Annotated in this window: 23 protein-coding genes and 2 pseudogenes; 21 read left to right on the top strand and 4 right to left on the bottom strand. The window is 35.5% G+C overall.

Annotation, left to right across the window (positions count from 1 at the left end):
* On the bottom strand, positions 1-1,635 hold the full coding sequence (locus FQ087_RS12640) for a thiamine pyrophosphate-binding protein (protein ID WP_149580956.1): 1,635 nt from the start codon (positions 1,633-1,635) through the stop codon (positions 1-3).
* 26 nt (positions 1,636-1,661) lie between these two features.
* On the bottom strand, positions 1,662-3,875 hold the full coding sequence (locus FQ087_RS12635; protein ID WP_255452316.1) for an EAL domain-containing protein: 2,214 nt from the start codon (positions 3,873-3,875) through the stop codon (positions 1,662-1,664).
* A gap of 1,335 nt (positions 3,876-5,210) precedes the next feature.
* Between FQ087_RS12635 and FQ087_RS12630 the strand changes: the two genes are divergently transcribed.
* From FQ087_RS12630 to FQ087_RS12620, 3 genes are all read left to right on the top strand, one after another.
* On the top strand, positions 5,211-5,732 hold the full coding sequence (locus FQ087_RS12630) for a GrpB family protein (RefSeq protein WP_149580954.1): 522 nt from the start codon (positions 5,211-5,213) through the stop codon (positions 5,730-5,732).
* A 74-nt stretch (positions 5,733-5,806) separates the two neighbouring features.
* Complete coding sequence (locus FQ087_RS12625; protein WP_149580953.1) at positions 5,807-6,328, top strand: GNAT family N-acetyltransferase; 522 nt, start codon at positions 5,807-5,809, stop codon at positions 6,326-6,328.
* A 229-nt stretch (positions 6,329-6,557) separates the two neighbouring features.
* The gene (locus FQ087_RS12620; protein WP_149580952.1) at positions 6,558-6,848 is read left to right on the top strand and encodes a YciI family protein; all 291 of its coding nucleotides are present in this window, start codon (positions 6,558-6,560) and stop codon (positions 6,846-6,848) included.
* A 122-nt stretch (positions 6,849-6,970) separates the two neighbouring features.
* Here the strand turns inward: FQ087_RS12620 and FQ087_RS12615 are convergent, their stop codons facing one another.
* Positions 6,971-7,609: a hypothetical protein gene (locus tag FQ087_RS12615; protein ID WP_149580951.1), complete on the bottom strand. Its 639-nt coding sequence runs from the start codon at positions 7,607-7,609 to the stop codon at positions 6,971-6,973.
* A gap of 624 nt (positions 7,610-8,233) precedes the next feature.
* Between FQ087_RS12615 and FQ087_RS12610 the strand changes: the two genes are divergently transcribed.
* The 7 genes from FQ087_RS12610 (at position 8,234) to FQ087_RS12580 (ending at position 13,749) form a co-directional block, all read left to right on the top strand.
* Positions 8,234-9,409 (top strand): FtsW/RodA/SpoVE family cell cycle protein, encoded by a 1,176-nt coding sequence (locus FQ087_RS12610; RefSeq protein WP_149580950.1) that lies wholly within the window; start codon positions 8,234-8,236, stop codon positions 9,407-9,409.
* A gap of 253 nt (positions 9,410-9,662) precedes the next feature.
* Positions 9,663-9,941, top strand: coding sequence for a hypothetical protein (locus tag FQ087_RS12605; RefSeq protein ID WP_149580949.1), 279 nt, complete (start codon positions 9,663-9,665; stop codon positions 9,939-9,941).
* Positions 9,942-10,148: 207 nt separating this feature from the next.
* Entirely contained in the window at positions 10,149-10,346 is a 198-nt protein-coding gene (locus tag FQ087_RS12600) for a hypothetical protein (RefSeq protein ID WP_149580948.1), read from the top strand.
* 283 nt (positions 10,347-10,629) lie between these two features.
* On the top strand, positions 10,630-11,292 hold the full coding sequence (locus FQ087_RS12595; protein ID WP_149580947.1) for a DUF3885 domain-containing protein: 663 nt from the start codon (positions 10,630-10,632) through the stop codon (positions 11,290-11,292).
* A gap of 192 nt (positions 11,293-11,484) precedes the next feature.
* A complete protein-coding gene (locus tag FQ087_RS12590) occupies positions 11,485-12,354 on the top strand; it encodes a methyltransferase (RefSeq protein ID WP_149580946.1) in 870 nt (289 codons plus the stop codon).
* 379 nt (positions 12,355-12,733) lie between these two features.
* Positions 12,734-13,036: a DUF5412 family protein gene (locus FQ087_RS12585; RefSeq protein WP_149580945.1), complete on the top strand. Its 303-nt coding sequence runs from the start codon at positions 12,734-12,736 to the stop codon at positions 13,034-13,036.
* A 92-nt stretch (positions 13,037-13,128) separates the two neighbouring features.
* Positions 13,129-13,749 (top strand): AAA family ATPase, encoded by a 621-nt coding sequence (locus FQ087_RS12580; protein WP_149580944.1) that lies wholly within the window; start codon positions 13,129-13,131, stop codon positions 13,747-13,749.
* Positions 13,750-13,889: 140 nt separating this feature from the next.
* On the opposite strand, the pseudogene FQ087_RS12575 reads toward FQ087_RS12580, so the two are convergent.
* Positions 13,890-14,210 (bottom strand): annotated as a pseudogene (locus tag FQ087_RS12575) (class I SAM-dependent methyltransferase); the annotation flags it as partial.
* A gap of 131 nt (positions 14,211-14,341) precedes the next feature.
* On the opposite strand from FQ087_RS12575, the gene FQ087_RS12570 reads away from it, so the two are divergent.
* From FQ087_RS12570 to FQ087_RS23425, 11 genes and pseudogenes are all read left to right on the top strand, one after another.
* Positions 14,342-15,355: a S66 family peptidase gene (locus FQ087_RS12570; protein WP_149580943.1), complete on the top strand. Its 1,014-nt coding sequence runs from the start codon at positions 14,342-14,344 to the stop codon at positions 15,353-15,355.
* Positions 15,356-15,708: 353 nt separating this feature from the next.
* Positions 15,709-16,365: a Type 1 glutamine amidotransferase-like domain-containing protein gene (locus FQ087_RS12565; RefSeq protein ID WP_149580942.1), complete on the top strand. Its 657-nt coding sequence runs from the start codon at positions 15,709-15,711 to the stop codon at positions 16,363-16,365.
* A gap of 161 nt (positions 16,366-16,526) precedes the next feature.
* Positions 16,527-17,048 (top strand): DUF5412 family protein, encoded by a 522-nt coding sequence (locus FQ087_RS12560; protein WP_255452315.1) that lies wholly within the window; start codon positions 16,527-16,529, stop codon positions 17,046-17,048.
* 181 nt (positions 17,049-17,229) lie between these two features.
* Positions 17,230-17,514 carry a hypothetical protein gene (locus tag FQ087_RS12555; protein ID WP_149580941.1) on the top strand — a complete coding sequence of 95 codons (285 nt, stop codon included), beginning with the start codon at positions 17,230-17,232 and terminating at the stop codon, positions 17,512-17,514.
* 116 nt (positions 17,515-17,630) lie between these two features.
* Entirely contained in the window at positions 17,631-18,107 is a 477-nt protein-coding gene (locus FQ087_RS12550; protein WP_149580940.1) for a hypothetical protein, read from the top strand.
* Positions 18,108-18,266: 159 nt separating this feature from the next.
* Positions 18,267-18,698, top strand: a complete 432-nt coding sequence (locus FQ087_RS12545; protein WP_149580939.1) for a hypothetical protein — start codon at positions 18,267-18,269, stop codon at positions 18,696-18,698.
* Positions 18,699-18,880: 182 nt separating this feature from the next.
* Positions 18,881-19,459 carry a glycerol-3-phosphate 1-O-acyltransferase PlsY gene (plsY, locus tag FQ087_RS12540; protein ID WP_149580938.1) on the top strand — a complete coding sequence of 193 codons (579 nt, stop codon included), beginning with the start codon at positions 18,881-18,883 and terminating at the stop codon, positions 19,457-19,459.
* Between the two features lie 407 nt (positions 19,460-19,866).
* Positions 19,867-20,061: pseudogene (locus FQ087_RS12535) on the top strand (DUF6366 family protein).
* A gap of 437 nt (positions 20,062-20,498) precedes the next feature.
* The gene (locus FQ087_RS12525) at positions 20,499-20,978 is read left to right on the top strand and encodes an SRPBCC family protein (protein ID WP_149581460.1); all 480 of its coding nucleotides are present in this window, start codon (positions 20,499-20,501) and stop codon (positions 20,976-20,978) included.
* A 194-nt stretch (positions 20,979-21,172) separates the two neighbouring features.
* Positions 21,173-21,703 carry a helicase gene (locus FQ087_RS12520; protein WP_188006775.1) on the top strand — a complete coding sequence of 177 codons (531 nt, stop codon included), beginning with the start codon at positions 21,173-21,175 and terminating at the stop codon, positions 21,701-21,703.
* A gap of 111 nt (positions 21,704-21,814) precedes the next feature.
* The gene (locus FQ087_RS23425; RefSeq protein ID WP_483315856.1) at positions 21,815-22,330 is read left to right on the top strand and encodes a tubby C-terminal domain-like protein; all 516 of its coding nucleotides are present in this window, start codon (positions 21,815-21,817) and stop codon (positions 22,328-22,330) included.
* The last annotated feature ends 189 nt before the right edge of the window (positions 22,331-22,519 follow it).

The following is a 22,519-nucleotide window of genomic DNA, read 5'->3' as shown; positions in this document are numbered from 1 at the left end:
TTATTGCCTCCCCATTGTTGGTGGTATTTCATCTTCAAGAATTAATGCTTCAATGACTATCGGTTTATTGGTTTCTTTGATCATAACTAATGCTTCTTTTATAGCGTCGGATAAATCATAAGGATTATGGCATGTAGTTGCTTGTAGTCCCATTGATTCGGCAAATTTGGCTACGTCGAGTGGCGTTTCATAAATACCACCGATAGATGTGCCAATCATTTTTTGCATACCTTTTTCCACCATGTCTAATCGTCCATTATTTAAAACGATGAACAAGACAGGGGAGTCATAATTATACGCTGTCGAAAGTTCCGTACCGTGCATGAACATACATCCATCACCTACTAAACAAATAATTGTTTTCTCGGGGGCTGCTAGTTTTGCACCTATGGAATAGCCGATCCCGTTGCCCATCGCTCCGAATATATCATCAAAGTAGAAAGTCCCTGGTTTATAAATATCATAGTATTTGATGCCGTAGAAAGAGTGGCTCCCATCATCTCCAAAAATAATCGCGTCTTCTGGAAGCACGTTACGCATCGCCCGTAATACTTGGACTGCAGACATTCGCTCTCCGGGATCATTGTCCTGAAGTGGGTTGAACTCGATTGTCGATAAAAAGGCCTCGCTGTTTGTTACCGGTATATCCTTTAAAATTACTGCTAGATTAGATTTTATATCACCAAGCACAGGAGTAGTTGGTACTTGAATCGATTTTCCGATATAGGTCGGATCATAGTCAAAGTGGATGATATGCTCCGGATACATGGCTTCGGATAATCCAGCGATCGACATGTCACTTAGTTTTGAACCAATGACAATGAGTAGGTCAACCCGCTCATTAAAGTATTCTGTCGCTTCCACGGTACCACCCAATCCGAATGCTCCTAATGATAGCTTATGATTGGATGGAAATGTACCTTTTCCCCCTGGTGTAGTGATGACAGGAATATTCCAATGCTCAGCAAGATGCTGAACTTCTTCGTAAGCCTTGCTTGAATGAATGCCTTTTCCTAGGAATAGAAGCGGACGATTGGCTGCATTTAGTTTTTCGATTACTTCACCTGTTTTGGGTGAAATCATTTCATGTGACACTGGAAATTCCAATTGGAATGGATTGATTTCCTCTAGCAAAATATCAAACGGGATGGATAAATGCACAGGTCCTTTTACACCAGACAATGCTTTTTCAAGGGCGTGCTGCAGGAACGGTTGTAGCATATCACCACGTTCTACCCGTGCACTGAACTTGGTGACAGATTTGAACATATCCATAAGATCGGTACCAAATATGCTGGAGTCCTGTCCCATTGCTTTTCCAGTATCTTTCATCGAAGGGTGTCCTGTGATGATTAATAGGGGGAGATTTGAGGCTTTCGCCTGACCAGCAGCTGTAAGTAGGTTGGTACCACCAGGCCCGGACGTACCAACCGCGACCCCGATTTTCTGATTCATTAAGGCATATCCGGTAGCTTCAAACCCAGCAGCGGCTTCATGTTTACTTAAGACAAATTCCAAATCATGTTTTAATATCTCAAATAATATAGGAGATATCGCCTTGCCTGGAATACCGAAAATGTGATTAATTCCCCAATGTTTAAAATTCGATACTAATACGGATGCAGTCGTTTTCATACTGTTTACTCCCCCTATTATCATGTTCAAACTAAATAAATCTCCTCGATTGCCTTGGCTGTAAGTGGTTTACTGAAAAAATAACCTTGTGTTATATCACACTGGTGAGCTGTCAGGAAGTCAAGTTGCTCCTTTGTTTCAACGCCTTCTGCAATTACTTCCTTGTGAAGGTTATGTGCTAACGAGATAATTGCGTTTACAATAATGGCATCATTCGGATCGTTCATTAATTCACTGACGAAGGATTTGTCGATCTTAATATAATCAATCGGAAAGTTTTTAAGATAATTCAGCGAGCTATAGCCTGTCCCAAAATCATCGATACTGATGCCAATGCCGAGTGATTTTAGCTGTTTCAATACTAGAATGGAATAATCGTACTCCATCGCCATATATTCAGTGATCTCTACTACGAAATAGTGCGGGTCAAGTGCTGTACGTTCCAACACCTCCTCCACGAATGTTATGAGATTTCTAGTAAGAAATTGCTGAGTAGATAGGTTAACGGAGATTTTAATCGGTGCCATTCCAGCATCCTGCCATTTTTTGTTTTGGGTACAAGCTTCATTGATGACCCATTCCCCAATTTGGGTGATCAATCCGTTTTCTTCAGCCAGTTTGATAAATTTCCCTGGAGGTAGCAGACCTAGCCTAGGATGCTGCCAGCGAATCAACGCTTCAAACCCAACCAATTTTCCGGTCTGGTTATGAATCTGCGGCTGATAATGAAGAACAAACTCATTATTATCAAGTGCTCTCCTTAAATCAATCTCGAGACTGTATTCGTCCATCATATCTTCTAATAATTCGGAAGTATGAACGACATAGCGATTTTTCCCCTGTGATTTTGCTTGGTACATTGCATTATCTGCGTAGACCATGAGCTTTTCCATTGAAATAGGATAGTCGGGATAAATCGCAACCCCGATACTCGCTGTCGTATGTAATTCTTTCTGACCGACATGAAAAGGTTCATGAAAAAGATTGAGAACCTCTTCAGCTTTTTTCGTGACATAATCAGGACTAACAAAATCTGTGAGTAGGAAAATGAATTCATCACCACCCATTCGGGCAAGTGTATCTTTTACCCCGAGACAACCTGCTAAACGCTTGCTCACCTTGATAATGAGTTCATCGCCATATGAATGACCAAAGTTATCGTTAATGACTTTAAAACGGTCCAGATCAATATATAAAAGAGCCATAGTTTTATGGTGACCAGCGTTTAGTTCCTTGATGATGGTTTCTATTTCCTTATTTATATATCGTCTGTTTGGAAGGTTTGTTAAATCATCATGATAGGCTAAGTAGTTATATTTTTCCTGCAGTAAGTAACGGTCTGAAATGTCCCTGAATTGGCCGAATGCACCAATCATTTTATCTTCTTCATAAATAGGCTGAGCATCGAACAGGCAGACCACTAGGTTACCAGCGTCATCTTTAAATTTGATTTCTTCGTTTTCAAATATTTTTTCGTGTTCCAGTACTTCTTTAAAATAATCTCCCGTTAGAGGTGATTCACAAATGTTTCTTCCTACAACCGATTCTCTGTCGTTACTCGAGATTTTTTGAGCAAAATCATTAAACGCGGTAGTAATTCCGAACTCATCGGTTACAACAATTCCATTTCTTGTTCTGCTTAACATAATCTGATTCATAATATTAAGCTTCTTATTTTGTTTCCTTAATAATAGTTCTCTCTCAATTGAATCAACCGCCTGGGTTAACATCGTTAGAAAAAGGGGATTTTGAAACGAGATGGGCATCATGATGGAAACGCTACCAAGTAGGGTGTTGTCATCTGTATTATGAAATGCAGTCCCATAACACGCAATGTCCTGAAGAAACGAATGATAATGTTGTTCGCCAATTAAACTGATCGGGTGCTTTTGTTGCAATGAAAGACTGACGACATTCGTGCCCGTATCTTCCTGGGTGAACAGGCCGCCTAGGCAAATCCCAAATTGATCGATGGTAGACTTTATAGTTGCATCCCCGTCAATATCAAGAAGGTAACCGTTTGCATCTGAAACGACAACGAGTATCGGAGTGCCTTTTAAGGAGTTCAGTAGCTTATTTGAGAAAAAACTCACAACTGACAGGATTTCACTATGTGATTTTCTTTTCTTATCAAGCTCCACTTCGTTCAAAAAATTCTTTGGTCTTGATACGACATTCGGGTCCATACCGCACGCTGTGCACATTCTTTTAGACTCTGTTATGTAGTTTGGTTCCATCATATTTATGTTCTCCTCCCAACATCCTTGTAAGTATTATATATACCCTAGCTTGAATGATTAGCCGGATTTTCCAACGGGAAAAGTAAAAAAAAAATCCGTTTCTGCCGAGGTTAAATCTTTACAAAAATAACCAGTAGAAAGGATTCTTATAATTCCTATTTTACAGCAAATCAATGTTGTTTTCAATCGGAGTATTTGCAGCCATGTGCAGGGACTATTGAGTTTTAGGCACCTGCGAAGCGTGCTATGTAGTAAATACACTACAATTTCATGAAAATAAAGTGTGAAATTATAAATTTAATATTTATATCGGTAACATTATACAATATGTTAAATATTTATTAATTCACATCTGATAAATATAAATACAATTAGGTCATGACGAAGATTCCGGATTGCTTTTCGCACAACACCTTTCAATCTGGTTTTAGGTTAAGGGTTATTTTATTGTTGGAAATTCAAGTAGTACTATCTTTTTCCACATGGGAAGCGGCATTATCAAATGTTTGATTTTGATCAAAAATAACCAGTGAATAACATGAGCATCTACTGGCGCTACGTGTTTAGTTGTCTTTAGATTGCTTTGGATTGAATGACTTTTAGTACGATTACCGCGATGGCTGGATGTGTAGGGATGCGACTTTGTCGCATCCCTAGGTAATCGTATATTTGTCTTTCATCCGTCGCGCTCCAAATGCATGCGTACACAGCGTGCTGAGGATTTTTGAGACGAAAGAATAGAGGGGCTTCTTACATGGAGAAAAGCCGCCAAAGATGCAATTTTGGCGGCTGATGCGTTCCCTATGGTTTTTTCTTATATACTTTAATGAAGTGTCATTTTCTATATGATATCACCTGATTAGATGCATAATCTTTGCTGAAAGTAAGCAGGGAACACATTGTACAACGTGCAAGAGTGCCCGAAATTGCATCTTCGGGCACTTACAATCTCTAAAGAGAGTCATCTATTCGTTTCTTCCAAAACAACCGTGTTTTACACTTTAACATTGTAGGTACGCGACAGGCAACTATTCACAACAGGATTACTAAGGATGAATGAACTACAATTCCTCCCTAAGAGTATGGCTAGAAGTGACAGGGTCACTTCTAGCCATACTAGGCCCCCTCAGTAAATCAGTCATGAATAGTTAGCCGAAAGCGAACCGGAAGTTATCCAGTGAAAATGGTTTTTTCCAAGCCCTATTCACCAGTATTTTCTGCGAATAAATGGACAATCAACAGACGTGAAAAAAAGTAATAGTAATATAACTAGCGAATTGCTGTACTTTAAAGAAGGAAAGCTTATTTATTGGAAGAGGAAAAGAGAGGTTTTGAATGAGAAAAGTTGAAGTTAAGCCTTATAACGAGCAATGGTTTTCAATGTTTGAAAAGGAAGCAAATAAATTGCATGAGATTTTTCAAAGCGAAATCATTGAAATCCACCACATCGGCAGTACGTCGGTAAACGGCCTAAAAGCAAAACCTATCATTGACATAATGCCTGTAGTTAGAAACATTAATCGGATTGATGAGTTTAACACGGCAATGGTCACCAGTGGTTATGAACCAAAGGGAGAAAACGGGATATCTGAACGTCGATACTTCCAAAAAGGAGGAGATAATCGAACTCACCATGTCCATGTTTATGAATTAGGTAATCCCGAAATTGAACGGCATCTTGCATTTCGGGATTACCTGCGGGCATATCCAGATGAAGCAAAAAAGTATGGAGATTTAAAAGAGAAATTGTCTCAACTTTTTCCCTACGACATTGAATCGTACATCAAAGGAAAAGAACAAGTAGCATTGGAGATTGAACAAAAGGCAGTAGCTTGGAATCTAGATTCAAGAGGGTGATACTGAAGGGTAGTTCAATAAAATGGAGGATTAATTCTTTTTGAAATGGAATAAAGCTCTAGGAGGTGGATTCAATGAATATAAGAAAAGCTATTTTATCCGATGCAAAGGGTATTGCGAAAGTCCACGTTGAAAGTTGGAAATCCACTTATAAAAACATTATTCCGGATGAATTTTTAGAGAAATTATCAAATGATCAACGAACGGACTTGTGGAATCATAATATTTCTAAAGAGGGAAATTACGTCTTTGTCGCAGAAAATAATGAGAGCGAAATTATAGGATTTGCAGATTGCGGAAAAAGAGATAGAAATATTGATGCTAATTCTGGTGATTTAACATCTATTTATCTCCTTGAAGAATATCAAGGAACTGGAGTGGGGAAACAATTATTAAAACAACTTTTTCTTCAATTTAAAGAACTCGGTTTCAATAGTGTTTTTGTGGAAGTATTAGAAGACAATAAAACCCGCTATTTCTATGAGTATTATGGTGCTAATTTACTTAAATCCGAAAAGATAAAAATTGCAGGTGTTGAATTGAATCTTCTTATATACAAATGGAAAAACCTTGACGTAGTATTATCTAAATTCTGACTAACATCTTATTAATTAACGGGGGTAGGTTAGTTCAATAAATAGGGATTTTTTGAAGGATGTCGAATTTGTTGTTAAATGGAAAATTAATTTACGGAAACGAGATGGGAAATTAATGTTGATTTAGGAGACGCCGAGAACCTACGGATGATAAGAAAAACGAAAAAAGGAGAGTTGAATTTTAATGTTATGGTATTCGTGGAATTATTCACGACTGGGGGGATGTTTAATGAAAGCAGTGATTATCTATTCAACAGGAAAAGCGTGGTTAAATGGAAAACCTCATTGGGAACAAAAGTTAGTACCACATCGCGATTATTTAGTAGCCACCTTAAAGGAAAGATTGGTGTCTGCTGGACCTTTTATGGATCATACTGGGGGTATGGTAATTGTTGAGGTTGATAGTATACAAGAAGCTGAAGAAGTCGCCAAAAATGACCCTGCCGTATTAGAAGGGAAGTTTGAGTATGTAGTACATCCTTGGGAACCATTAGAAGGATTGTACGCAAAAAGTAAGTGAATCCAAATTAGACTAACAAGCTGCTTTACTTCAATTTGGGGTTAATATATCAGTAGCTAGAGTAGGAGAAGAATGATTATATAAAATAACAGCCTTATCAACTTACATGATAAGGCAAAGGTTCACTCGGTTTTAGATTTTTCACGTTCATTTTTTTGTTTTAGCTTTAACCAAAAATCGGGTGGTTCATAATTAATTAAAGAATAATCAAGTTCAACTCCATTAGTAGCTAACTGGACTAACAAAAGTTTCTCCTTATTACTCGGTTGTATATCTGCTGTTTTAATGTTTACAACCTCTACTCCTGTTCGTTTAGGTGTTCCGACAACAACAACTTGATTTCCTTTTGTATAAACATCAGTGATATTTGTTTGAAACACAACTATATACAGGTCAAGGTCTGTTTCATTTGTAGCAGTATTAAAAGCAATACCTACGTTCTGTTGGAAATTTAATTCAGCTGAAATCCCGATGGCATAAAAGGGGAATATACGGTGAAGAGAATAGTGTATTCGAGAAGGAATATAGCTCCATCTCCCACCCCAAAATGTGCTATGCCAGTGTTCTTCATATATTGGTCTAATATAGTTCGGGTCGCTTTTTATTACTTTGAAAGGGATTTTTGTTCCTTCTTTTAACACTTCTGAAATAGGGATGACATCGGTAGGGAAGTGAATCTCTGTTCCTTTTTCAAATGGGAAAGGTGAATCAAGAATAGTGGTAGGTTCAGGTGGTTCGAGGCTATCTAAACGTTGTTCCAATTCCTGAATTCGTTCCTGTTCACTTTTATCACTATTCGGTTGCGAGTACGATAGCTCCATCGATTTTGTATTTATGGACTTATTGTAAACAAAAAAGCTTAAAATAATTGAAAAAAAAATAATATAACCAGTCCTTGTTTTTAACATATTCTAATCACCTCAGCATATTATCTGCTTTTACGAGGGAGTTATGCGTAAGGTTAGTTATTAAAAAACAGGTACTTAAATTCAAGAATAGGACTGTCAATAGATGGTCTTTTTTGCATTTTTCAAGTGTTAAAATTTAAAAGTATTGGCTGCCTTTCATGGCGGCTTTTTCTTATTATGTAATCTAGTTAAATGCGTGCTTAAATATTAATTTTTATAATTTTACAAAAATTGGAGCTATTTCATTGCAAAAGTAATTAAATAAAAAACAGATATGTTATAATATATATTAATATACAAAATAAGGATATAAAATAAAGGGTTCTAATTTTGTTTGCATTTATTATAGTTTGAAATCAATTTAAAGCTTTCTATCTACTTATTTGTACCTCTAAATAAACTCCTTTACTGCGAATCTCAGTACTTCTTTAACTCCAATTGAAAAATAATGAAACTTTTGAGTAAGGATGAATATAATTGAACGATAAACCTGCAGATCGTTTTGACTGGACACTAGCATTTCTCTTGCTACTTTTTTGCTTCATCAGCTTATTTGCGATTGCATCAGCTCAAACAACAGGACAATATACAGTTAACTATGTCTTGGAACAATTAAAGTGGTACGTCGTTGGAATAATAATTATTGCGTTGACAATGTACCTGGAACCGGAACAATATAAAAAAATTGCTTGGTTTATTTACGGTGGCGGGGTCTTCCTACTCGCTCTTTTAATTATTCTTCCTGATCACATGGAGCTTGTAGAAAAGAGAAATGGGGCAAAAAGTTGGTTTCATCTTCCCAAAGTGGGGAGTATTCAACCGGCTGAATTCATGAAGACTTTTTTTATCATCAGTATGGCGCGTTTAATTACGAAACATCACGAAAAGTTCAGCATGAAAACGTTGAAAACCGATTTTTACTTGCTTGCAAAAATCATTGTCGTTTTATTTGTGCCATTACTTTTTATCATGTTGCAAACCGATTTGGGGACAAGTCTTGTATTTATAGCTATTACAGTGGCGCTAATCATTGTTTCAGGCATTTCATGGCGAATCATTTTGCCATTATTTACAGGGATATCAGCATTCGGGGCCACAGTGTTATGGGCGGTACTCTATCAACAAGATTTCCTTCAGACTAAACTAGGCTTTAAGCTCCATTATTTTGAACGCATCTATTCATGGATTGATCCATACTCCTATTCATCCAATGAAGGGATGCATCTCATTACATCACTCAATGCGATTGGTTCTGGGGAATTGTTTGGGAAAGGCTATAAAGGGCGTGAAGTTTATGTGCCAGAGAGTCATACAGATTTTATTTTTACAACCATCGCGGAAGAATGGGGATTTATCGGATCAACTTTCGTTATTTGTTTATATTTCTTCCTCATCTATTATTTGACTATAATCACGCTTGAATTGAAAGATCCTTTTAGTACGTATATATGTGCCGGAATCATTGCAATGATTACGTTTCACGTCTTCGAAAATATTGGCATGACTATTCAATTACTTCCAATTACAGGAATACCACTACCGTTTATCAGTTATGGAGGAAGTTCGCTCATGGGAAATATGCTTGCAATCGGACTTGTGTTCAGTTTGAAGTTCCATCATCGGTCGTATATGTTCAGTTCGGATGAAGAATAAGAGTAATGTAGGGCGCATTTCAGCCCAGACAAGGGACTTGTGCACTTGGTGTTCCGAATAATCTTATTTGTGAAGGGAAATATAACAAAAATAGGGTCGACTGTTATAAAAAATAATGTTTCTTGTTAAGAAAACTTTGTGCTTTAGTTGCACATTCGGACCATTATGTGTTGCAGCAAACACCTTGTGGGATGAATTTGGTACAATTACAATAATTGTTGTTATTCAACTAATTTGAATTAGGGGGAAAGTAATGAATAAGGATGAGTTCAGTATAAATACATTTGGTGATTTTATTGACAATGATGTAATGGAAATTGAAACATTTAACTTAATTTATAATTTTGTTGCATTTGATAATTTCCGACAGGGTGAGTACGAAGGTAATATGTATGTTATTAGAAAAATAAATGTAAATCACGTTCAGTTAGAAAATGAAGTTGCGACAGAAAATACTCCTAAGCCAACAGTGTATGTCTATACAAAAGGAGAATTTTTACGGCTATTAAAATCACATAAGCCGGATTTTTAAACGCTTTACTAACGGGGCTTATGTAAATAAGGACCATTATGTGTAATAGGGAAAACTTATAGGAGGTGTTTTATGCCTCCTTATGGGTAATTATGGTGCTATGAGGATGGATTGTACTTCAACTAACATGAAGTTTAGGTGAAAAGTGCTGTTTGATCTTTGTTTCGCCCAGATAATGAAAATGCGTTTTGAAAGGAAAAGTCATAAATGAAAAAAATTAGAGCGATATTTATTGGTGATGTTAGATTTGATCAATGTCCAGTTTTTGAACTAAATAACGAAACAAACTATTTTGAAATGCTGATTGATAAAGAAATGAGATATGAAAAAGAAGTTGTTGAGGAAGATGATGATTTTTTAGTTTTTGAAATAGAAAAAGATATTGCAACATTAATCGAACAATAAAGCATATTCTTTATGTGAATTCATGAGAAAATAGAGAAGTTTACTTAAGCAATTTGACGAGTTAATTGAACAAGACGTAATCGTCTATAGACGGTCTTTTTCATGTCGCATCCGGACCATTATGTGTAGTAGCAAGCACCTTTATGAGGTGTTTTTTTAATGCCTCACAAATGGGTGATAATGAATGGTCCTCCAACTAACGGACGGGTTAGTTGAAGAGTGTTGTTTAACTTTTTTTCAATAATCGGCCAGATTGATGATTAAGAGAAGGGAGAACGAGTAAATGAACATCATGGAATATCTAAATGAAAAATTTCCCACAGTCGAATTAGTACCCACCGTTTATTATCAATGGGATATCGGCATCCACTTTTCACTTGGTAAAGGAATCTATCAATTAAGAGAAAATGGTGAACTCAATTTAGAACGGTTTCGCATAGGGTATAAACAAACGTTAACAATTTTTAAAGAGTTATTTGATCAAAATGATGACTTGTTCCTTGTAACAAATATTTATCGGCAAAAAACACAACAACCAACCAAAAAAATGAAAGTATATCAACCAAATTTGAGGGACAAAAATAAATTAAAACAACTTCAAGTTAAGACGTATCCTTATCCGTTTGAGGAAAATGAGAGAGAAGAATATGAAATGCAACAGTTTTCTTTACATTGCAAAGTGAATGATATACGCGTGAATGGATTACTCAAAGCAGCGATTAATGAAGACTTCCCATTAAAACCAAGGTTTGGAGGGGATTCTGTTCATTATCCAGATGTTTTCTTTGTGAACATCACAAAAGACATTATATTTTTTGTATATGACGACCGTGGATGTGAAGTCATATCACGTACAGCTGACAGATTACGTCCGCTCTATGAGAAATACTACGACTGGATAGAAGGAGTCGACCGAGAAAGGATACAGAAAGGTTTAAGAATGTGATTTCTTAAATAGCTCGATAAAAACAGTGATTAGCAACTATTCTTCTTTAACTAACGGGTGCTTTAGTTCAACAACAAGGGCTTCTTAGGGAGCTCTTTTTTCTTATTGAACTAACAGGGCAGTTTAGTTGAGGAAGGAATTGTAGGATTTGTATAGAATATTTTCTTTAATAGAAAGATTGGGGGGACTTAAATGGAGAAGTATTATTGGGATACTCAACTGGAATACCTCAAAAGAACGAGAGATTTATATTATAACGATTACTATTTAGAATTTTTAGTAAATAGTGTTTGGAAGATTTCTAAATCAGTACATATTATTGATTTTGGTTGTGGATATGGATATTTAGGACTCAAATTATTGCCTCTATTACCGAAAGGATCTAAATATACAGGGATAGATAAAGGACAACAACTTATTAATAAGGCGATAGAATATTTTCATGGTCTTCCGTATGAATCCGAATTCTTTGTAGCAGATACCAATGAGATTGAATTAGAGAGTAAGTATGACATTGCTGTTTGCCATGCTTTTTTATTACACATGTCCGAACCCCAAAAAATGCTTGAAAGAATGGTGAATTCTATTGTTAACGATGGGAAAATAATCTGTTTTGAACCACATTGGATTTCAGGTATGTCCTCATACGAACTTGGAGGGTATGAACAATCACAAATTGTTCCACTTGGTATTCTGCAGAAATTATTCGAAGAGAGTACAAATGATGGGAATATTGGAGCAAAAGTACCTAAATACCTATTTGAATTAGGCGTGAAGAACATTGAGTGCAGAGTCAGTGATAAAGTTAACTTCCTCTATTCAGATAAGAATCAACAAGATAAGAAAAAATTGTTTAATTCGCTTAAAGAAGATGGAGTAGGTGGAGAACCTATAAATAAAGATCAGTTCATTGAAAGTTTGACCAAACGAGGAGTTACATTTAAGGAAGCACAGGAACAATTTGGAGCTGAACTACTGTTTTCGCAAGTTTTTAACATGGATTCCTCTTTAATATACGCACCCAGCATGAAAATTACTTTTGGAGATATAAAAAAGTGTTAATTAATCTCAACACCTTTAGTTCTTCTTCAACTAACGGGTGCTTTAGTTCAACAACAGGGGCTTCTTAGGGAGCTCTTTTCTTATTGAACTAACGGTGAAGGTTAGTTCAATAAGAAGATTTTTGGGGAACACCAGAACTTCTAATCGGGAGGTGATTTAGTGGGAAGAAAATATAATTTGTGGTCATTCATTTTATGTTTGTTAGTATTAGTGCTTTCATTACAATCGTTATATGCGTCATATAACCGAACTTGGCAAGTGGCACCACCTGTTTCGACTTTATGGTTACTTACTGTTTTTGCTTTCGTTACAGGCATTATTGGATTTAAAGACAAAAGTAGTAGGCGAGCGAGATGGAGAAGTTGGCTTACGGTGCTAATTGCATTCCCCCTTTCGGCATTTTTTTCTATTAGGGGTAGCGGTAAATACATTTGCGAGAGAACCCATTGAAACAGCACAATCACCTGACTCTAAAATCATTATCGACTTTTACACATTAAACGGTGGAGCGGCTACCTCTATTAGTGTAGAAGGAATTGTAAATGGTCCCCTTTGGTTTAAAAAGAGAATTTATTACGAAGACCCTATGCACAAGGTTGATGTAGAATGGATAAGTATCCATATTATAACAATTAACGATCACACTTTGAACTTGGATAAAGGGGAACCTTTTTCGGATTAATTTTTTTTACTAACGGGGCAGGTTAGTTGAACAAGCGTAAATAATCTACAGACCTTATTTAAATAGAAATAACATTAATTAGGGGGAGAGAAATGAGTAATTTTAGAGGGATAATCTTAGAAGGCTACTCGAATGCTGGAAAAACATCAGTCTTAAAAGCGTTGAAACAACTTCATGCAAGTGATGATGCCGAACGTAGTGTCATAGTTCTCAGCGAGCATTATTCGCAAGTATTACACAAAGTAAATGGTGAATTAAAGTCTTTAAGTCGAGAGGAACACTTACAAGTCTTAAGAGAAAGAGTCACGATGCTGAAAATGTTAAATGATTGGTCAAGAGAAATTGGACAAACCCAACGTTCAAAAGGCTTATTCTTTATATTGGAAAGGTTTCATTTAAATCATCGAGTAGCATTTTCTCATTCAATATCAGATGAAATCAAGGAATTAGAAGACCAGTTATTTGAAGTGGGAGCAAGGTGTACTTTATTAACTGTATCACCAGAGATTTTAGAGCAAAGAATAAGTAGTAGAAATCCCAATGAATGGGAATGGGAAACCATGGGAGAAATGCAATTAGCGTGTAAATTATTATTAGAACAACAACAAGAGTATAGGAGTCAAGCTGGAAATTCTATCATTCCTACAATTGAAATAAATACTGATAATAAAGATTGGGATTCCTACGCAAAACAGATTTACATATTCAACTAACTGGTGCTTTAGTGAAAGATCATGTTGTTGCTTAGGCAGCTCTTCTTACTTGTTGAACTAACGAGGCTGTTTAGTTCAATAAGAAAAACAAAAAATATCGCTCAATAATCCAGACAATGAAAAGTATATTAAATTATATATTACCTCTTTACAGCATGGATAAAATGGACTGTCTCAAAAGCACATAAATAATCTGTACGAACTCTAAAGAAAAGTTCCTGTATTGCATTAGGTGTCAAATGTTCATAAATAAGCAAACCTGATTCTTCTAACATGGTTTGAATTTCGTTATTTGTGAAACTGGATTTCATCGATTCGCCACTTGCTGAAGCCATTTTAACCATATTTTCAACTCTATTAGACATGCCTTTTTCTTCATAGAGTGTTTCATCTGCATAGTAAAAAACTATAGAACTTCCCGATGGGACTTTAGCAAATAAATGTTTAATCAGGCTTGAATTTTTATCTCGAATTGAGATAGAACAGTATACGGCTTTTTTTATGAAAAAGGAGGTTAGTGTAATAAAAGAAGTGTTTTTTAATAACATATAAAATGTTGTTTTTATAAAAAGCGTTGGGAGAGTGGCTAAGCATGATAAAATATCCAATCTTAGAAAAAGGTGCAACAATAGGAGTAACTGCACCATCCTCTGGAGTCCCAAGTGAATTACATCACTTGTTGAAATCTGCATTCAAAAGTGTGGAAAAGAAAGGTTTTAACTTCATCTGCGGAGAAACTGCATGGACACAAGATAAGGAAAAGTCTGCATCTGCTAAAAAGCGTGCAGAAGAGTTCAATAAAATGATGCTTAGTGATAATATTCAACTTATTATTCCTCCTTGGGGCGGAGAGCTACTCATTGAGACACTTGAATATATTGACTTTGAAAATATAAAAAGTAAGTGGATATTAGGTTATTCTGATATAAGTCTGCTACTGTTAGCAATTACATTGAAAACGGGTACTGCTACAGCACACGGAACCAACTTAGTGGATTTAAGAGGAGAGTATTCTGATGATACGACAGCGATGTGGCGAACAGTATTGTCTACCAAAATGAATGAATCAATTCTCCAACATTCATCAGAAAAATATCAAAAAGAATGGCAACCTGATAACCCTACTCCTTATATTTTCAATCTAACAGAACAAACTAACTGGAAATCAACTGTAAACGAAAAAGTTAAGATACAGGGGCGATTACTTGGTGGTTGTATTGATATAATTAGGCATCTGATTGGTACACCATATGGGAATGTACAAAATTTTAAAGAGAATTATATTGAAGGAGATTCTGTTATTTGGTATCTCGAAAATTTGCAGTTATCGCCAACTGAATTGCGTAGGACCCTCGTGCAAATGAAATTAGCAGGTTGGTTTGAGGATTGTAGTGGCATTATGTTTGGGAGAAGTCCAGCAAATCCAGCTGTTACAAATTATACAGTTGAAGATGTTTATAAAGAACTTTCTAAAGAGCTTCAAATTCCTATTTTGTACGATATTGATTGCGGTCATGTTCCGCCACAAATGACTTTTATAAATGGAGCATTCGCTGAAGTTGAATCAGATAATGGTCAAGGTACTGTGTTACAAACTTTTAAATAAAATTATAGATGTGTTCTTTAATGATTTTTTTGTAATGAATTTAAGGGCGTATTCTTAGTTAATGTTCAAACAGACCAAGAAGACTATGAAATGTTTCATAATTGGGTTGAGACAATGCTATATCGTACCGATATAGAACTAAATATAGTTAAACCTTATTAAACTAACGAGGTGCTTTAGTTAAAGACCAAGGGCAGCTTAGGTAGCTCTTTTCTTGTTGAACTAACGGGGCAGTTTAGTTGAAGAGTGTTATTAAATTCGTGTTAAACAATCGGGCATATTGAGAGTGACAAGAAAACAGAATGAGTGACGCAAGGAATAACTGTTATTTACACTTTGCTGAGGAGATACTTATGAAAACTCACTATTATTTAGGTTGGTTTGACATTCTTTTTCCAGAGAATCTGGATAGGGTGTTACAGGAGGATATAACTGATAGAAAATCGCTTGCTATGATTAGCTCGAATCCATCTATTTATGAAGATGATGGTGCTACTGAACGCTCGTGGCTCGATCAGGCTGGCATTCTGTTTGATGAGTATCATTTAATTAATTACCGCGTACAGAAGGAAGATGCCCAAACGATAATTCAAAATGCTTCCGTCATTTTCTTGTTGGGTGGCAATATTCTTAATCTAAATGGTTTTTTGATGGAATATGAATTGTCGGATTCGATTAAAAAAAGCAACGCCGTTGTGATGGGAGCAAGCGCTGGAGCAATCAACATGTCCGCTAAATGGTTATGCTCGAAAAACTTTGGAGATGAAGTTGAAATGAGCTCTGTTTACGACGGAATTGGTCTTGACAATTTTTCCGTCCTGTCTCATTTTGATCTTGAAAATAACATGGCGCTGGTTCAAAGCGAACTATCTCCCCTATCTGAAGAAATAAATATTTATGCGTCGAACAAAGATTGCGCTGTACGTGTAAAAGGAGATAAAATCGACGTTTTTGGAAATGTTTATTTAATTTCCAACTCAAAGATTCAGAAATTGGATGAGACGCTCTAGTTATAGCGAATCGCTAATGACTTAATTGAACTAACGTGGTGCTTTAGTTCAACAACAGGGGCTTCTTAGGGAGCTCTTTTCTTATTGAACTAACGGTGAAGGTTAGTTCAATGAGAAGATTTTTTGGGGAACACCAGAACTTCTAAACGGGAGGTATTTTAGTGGGAAGAAAATATAATTTGTGGTCATTCATTTTATGTTTGTTAGTATTAGTGCTTTCATTACAATCGTTATATGCGTCATATAACCGAACTTGGCAAGTGGCACCACCTGCTTTGACTTTATGGTTACTTACTGTTATTGCTTTCGTTACGGGCATTATTGGATTTAAAGACAAAAGTAGTAGGCGAGCGAGATGGAGAAGTTGGCTTACGGTGCTAATTGGATTCCCCCTTTCGACAATATTTCTATTAGGGGTAGCGGTAAATACATTTGCGAGAGAACCCATTGAAACAGCACAATCACCTGACTCTAAATTCATTATCGACTTTTACACATTAAACGGTGGAGCGGCTACCTCTATTAGTGTAGAAGGAATTGTAAATGGTCCCCTTTGGTTTAAAAAGAGGATTTATTACGAAGATCCTATGCACAAGGTTGATGTGGAATGGGAAAATAACCATATTATAACAATTAACGATCACACTTTGAACTTGGATAAAAGGGAAACTTTTTCGGATTAATTTTATTACTAACGGGTGCTTTAGTTAAAGACAAAGGGGTGCTTAAGCAGCTCTTTTCTTGTTGAACTAACGGTGCAGGTTAGTTCAATAAGGGTATAAAGTAAAAAAAACAGGAGGATAGTTCTTTTGTTGAAGTAACTGGTATAAAGAGATTGAATTTAATTCGATGGGGTGAGAGAAGATGAATAAAAGTTTTTTGTCATTATCAATTGTTATTTTTGGAATTTGTGTTTTGGTTGGTTCGTGGTTAGTTTCAAATGCTTTGCAAGATATAGCAAAGCAAACTCCAGATACAGTTACTGTTACACAACCAGAACAAATTGATTGGGAACTAATAGTAGTAAATGAAAAAAATATCGTCTTATTTAATAATAAAAGCGGAGAGTACTGGAGTAAAACTATTGAGAGTGGTGAAGAACCAACTGATTGGGAAAAGTCACCTTTACCTTGGAAACCTTGGGAATAATAGAAAAACAAAATGTCTCATGTCTCATGCTTGATAGCTATGAATAATTGCATTTTCTTATTAAACTAACGGGGCAGGTTAGTTCAACAAGAAGAGTAAAATAAAAGGAGTAAGTGATGGAAACTAAAATGTTGTATTATAAAATATTCAAAAAGAAAGTAGAACCAGTCGATTATGTTAATTGGGCTATCAAAATGTTAGAAAGTAGTGATACGTCTGCATCCCTAAATATACTTTCTTCCCTAAGTGAAACTCTAAATACTTTTGAGGTAGAAGATTATTTTCATAGGGCAGTGAGAGAATTAGGTATAGAAGAACCCTCGCAGGATAAGTGTTCTAAGTATTACTTCTGGTATTTGCTAAAACAAATAATAGATAATGAATCTAATGCAATTAACTATGCATATGAAATTTATCAGGTAGTTCGTGAAGAATTTGTTAGCGAAGAATTAAATGTATGGTATGAGATTAGTGAAATGATAGACGACTATCGATATGGCGATAATATAGAGGGAATTACAATAGAATCTTTAATTTCAACCATCGTAAAAGAAGCGAAAAAACAATTAAATTGTAACTTCTTCTTGAACTAACGGGTGCTTTAGTTCAGCAACAGGGGCTTCTTAGGGAGTTCTTTTTTCTTATTGAACTAACGAGGCAGGTTAGTTCAAGAGCGTTGTTTAATTTGTGTTCAACAATCGGGCTATATTGCGGAAGAATGTTTTAGCTGAATTTATATTGGGAGTGATGGATTGTTAAGGAAATGGGTGTTATTTATAGGGGTAGCCGTTTCTCTGCTGGCGATTTCGGCGTGTTCGAATGGAATAGAGTATTCTTCAAATCAAAACAAAGATGACCCTGAGTTGTTCTCATTTTCTCTTACAACTAGCGCATCTCCCAATCAAGTGAATATCATTGAATTAAAAGAAATGGGTAAGAATTTTGAAGATAAAAAGGATAATAAAATGATCCAAACCTTTCATTCGTTTCGCATATATTACGGAGAATATGGAAGTGTTCTAGAGGAATATAAAGAGTATGTTCAGTTCGATTTATCGACCGTAGATTATTTTGATATTCAGTGGATTAATGATAGTTTAGTTTCCATTAATGTAATTAGAAAAAAAGATGATGGTAGTACATTTAAAGCAGAATCTATTGACTTGGACATATCATATAAATAGTATTGATCGTAATCTTAATAAATAATTCGACTTACGGGTAGCTTTAATTCAACAACGGGGGCTTCTTAGGGAGCTCTTTTCTTATCGAACTAACGGGGCAGGTTAATGTAAGAAGGATTGCAGGAAATCATGTGCAATAAATAAAAATACTTACTTAACAAACTATGTAAGGAGATAATACTTTGAACATTTTAACTTTGATTCTAAGTTATTTAATTGGCTCAATCTCATTTGCTTTAGTAATCGGTAAAACATTTTATAAGAAAGATATTCGTGATTACGGTAGTGGTAATCTTGGTGCAACTAATGCTTATAGAGTTTTAGGCATAAAAGCAGGAGTAATTGTTGCAATTGCTGATATATTAAAAGGTACATTTGCTTGTTTACTTCCCTTAATACTTGGTTCTGTAGTTAACCCTATTGTATGTGGTTTATTAGTCATATTAGGGCACATATTTTCAGTTTTTGCTAGTTTTAAAGGTGGAAAGGCAGTTGCGACAGCAACTGGAGTTTTCTTGTTTTTGACTCCTTTAGCTGTTTTTGTTGGTTTTGTTGTGTTTGTGTTAACTTTGCTATTTACTAAGTATGTATCACTAAGTTCAATGTTGGCTAGTATAGCATTATTCATTTACAGTCTTATATTTGAAGATAAAGTTTTCATAGCACTTTCTCTACTAATAAGCGTATCGATAATCATTCTACATCGACAAAATATAAAGAGAATTGTAAATGGAACAGAGAACAAAATAATTGAAAATTAGTGTTTACTTGTTAAGCTAACGGGTGCTTAAGTTCAACAACAGGGGCTTCTTAGGGAGCTCTTTTCTTATTGAACTAACGGGGCAGGTTAGTTCAATAAGAAATCTTAATAAATGCAATTTATTGTAAATGGTATAATAGAAATATAATCAAATAAAAGAGTGGGAAAATGAATAAAGATCCTATGTCCTTTTCTATTATTTTCTTAGGTATATGTATTCTTTTAGCTACCTGGTTTATATCAAAGTCTTTTAAATTCGAACCCACTTATGAAATACAGGAAGAAGCACTCAGTTCTGAGTTAATCTCACCGAATGAGTAGTATCATCATTATATTTGATAACAAAGTTGAGAATAATTGATGGAAGTATATTGAATTTAATGAGTGACCGTAAAGGTGGTGTTTTCATTGAACAAAGAAAAAGAAGGTCCTGAAGAAATAAGAGAAAGATTGAGACAAGCAGAATTAAAAAGAAGCCCTGCAGGAAGTATTCACGGTTGAGGACTTCAAGATTTAGTTGGGGGTCTAGGTTGGAAAGGTACAGGAATACTCATTCTTTTAATAATAGTTGGTACCCAAATCTATTTAGCTTTCTTCAACTAACGGGGCAGGTTAGTTGAAGAGTACATATAAACTATTATTGTCTTACTAGGGGGAGAAAAGAGAATATTCTACTGTGTATTATTGGACCATTGATAGCGGTTTTAATTGTTAGTACGATATCGTCGGTAATATATAAGGACGTAGAAAAAAAGGATAAAGGATTTGTACTAAACTTTCATAGATTAACGTATAGAAGAAGGTTGATACGTGGCTTGTGGGGGATTCCATTAGTAACCCTAATGTATCTTGCTCTATATTGGTTTAGTGATTTAACATCAAATGAATACGGAACATTAGGAATCATTTTCCTGTTTATGATTTTACTGGACGTCACTTATAATTATGTTAAATGGAAAAAAATGAGAAGAAAGTATGAATTATGTGAAGGAATGTACTTAAACTGACGGGTGCTTTACTTCAAGAAGGAGGATGAAATGATGAATGAATATGGTACACTGCATGAGTCAAACGGTCGTTATGCTTTAAGATTTGAACGATTTTTTCCTCGTAATCCAGAAGATGTGTCCCTTGTTATTACGAATCCTAGTTACTTCTCCCAATGGTACCCTTTTGCAACAGGGGAGATGGATCTCAGACTTGGTGGCAAGATTGCCTTCGATGACGGTGAAGGAACGACATATAATGGTATCATTACAGAGTTGGACAAGCCATATTTATTTGGTTTCCGTGAAGTTGATGATCTGATAAACATTTCATTGCAGGAAGAGGATAAAGGCTGTCGAATGATCTTTACCCATACTTTTAACGATGATTCATGGGCAGTTAATACTGCGGCAGGATGGCATAGATGTCTGGATGTATTGGTTCAAATCGTCAATGGTAAACCAATTAAGTGGCACGATAACTCAACTGAACTGCGTAAAATCTATAGTGAAGCATTTAATATGGAACTTTAAATGAATATAAAAAGTTATTCCATTATAGGGCGCTTTACTTCAAGAAGGAGTAAAGCTTTTTTCTAATTGAACTAACGGGGCAGGTTAGTTGAAGAGCGTTGTTTAACTTGGGTTCAACAATCGGGCAATTTAACGGAATATGTTTATGTGTAATGGAAAACTTAGAAGGGGGACAATAAATGAATATCAAAAATATGGAAGTATATCCTGATTGTCTGTCCATAACAAGAACGGTAGAAGTAGGTGGTCTTACTAAATCGCAACTAATGCAGAAAATGCAACAACATTCTATTTTGATGAATGAATTAGGAGAAAAGCTATTCACAGATGATTATTTTACAACCTCTGTTAAAACGTTCTCTTTAGAGACTGTTGAGCTCACCGTACGTGACCTTGGTTTACCGCAGGGAGACACTTTATCCAAAATCTTCGAAAGAGCAAATCACCTTGGTTTAGAATTGTGTCCGTTAGAGCTTGGACCTTATCTGAGACTCGGATATCTGGATCAACCTGAAGGCAAACCTTCTCGGCAACATCAAGCCCCAAATGGATCCATCACAGTAGCCTCGGAGACAATTAACGATGAAGAAAATTTCCCTAAAGGGTTCTATCTCAGACGCATTAAAGGAGACCTATGGTTGCGTGGATACATTGCTGATGAGCAGCACGTGTGGGACCCAGATGATCACTTTGTCTTTGTTAAACAATCGGGTGCGAATGTTTAATATGCGTCTCTTTTTTCTTGTTCAACTAACGAGGCAGGTTAGTTCAACAAGGAATTCAAAGAACAATAATATTGAAGGGGTATAATGAGAGAGTGTGGAGGATAAACATTAGTGCAGATCTATTCATATAGCATCCCAGAATCGGATTCTTACCACACGAGTATCCCTATATATAACCATGACAACCATGTCATAAGTATACTCATGAAAAGTCGCCATCGCTTTTTAACACGAATTTTCCATATTCTTCTCCAAGCAGGCATGCCCTATTGCTATAATGTTTTTTCGAACGATAATAATCCAATATATAAAATTGATTGTTTATTTACAGGAGTTGGTTATTCTCTTCAGAATTGCGAAATAGTGGATAAAGTTCCAATTAAGCAAAATCGAGTACAACTAATTGAAAAGGTTCAATCTTTTAGTATCAACGGAGATGTGTACAAATTTGAAAAGGATTACTCTTACTCAGGAACTTTAAAGATAAATGATAATAAAATTGCTATCATTAGAAATTTAGATAATACAAATATAAATTTAACACAACGTATCCGTATTGAAGCAATAAATGATGATATCGCATCTCTAATTGCTGTAATGTATCAAACGTTTGTATTTGAAAAATGATTAGTATTGGACAGTTTATTACTTAAACTAAAGGGAGCTTTAGTTTAAGAATCGGCCACCTTTCCTGGTAGATTTTTTCCGTTTCTCGTATGATAAAAATATAGAATATTTTTATATTTAGTAACTCAAAAAAGGGCAATCACTTGTAAATAATATTCAAAATTGAACATTATAATTTACTGAAATATA

This window comes from Sporosarcina sp. ANT_H38, assembly GCF_008369195.1.
Taxonomy (GTDB): Bacteria; Bacillota; Bacilli; order Bacillales_A; family Planococcaceae; genus Sporosarcina.
The sequence above is the reverse complement of the archived record's forward strand: the minus strand, read 5'-3'. Positions and strand labels throughout refer to the sequence as shown.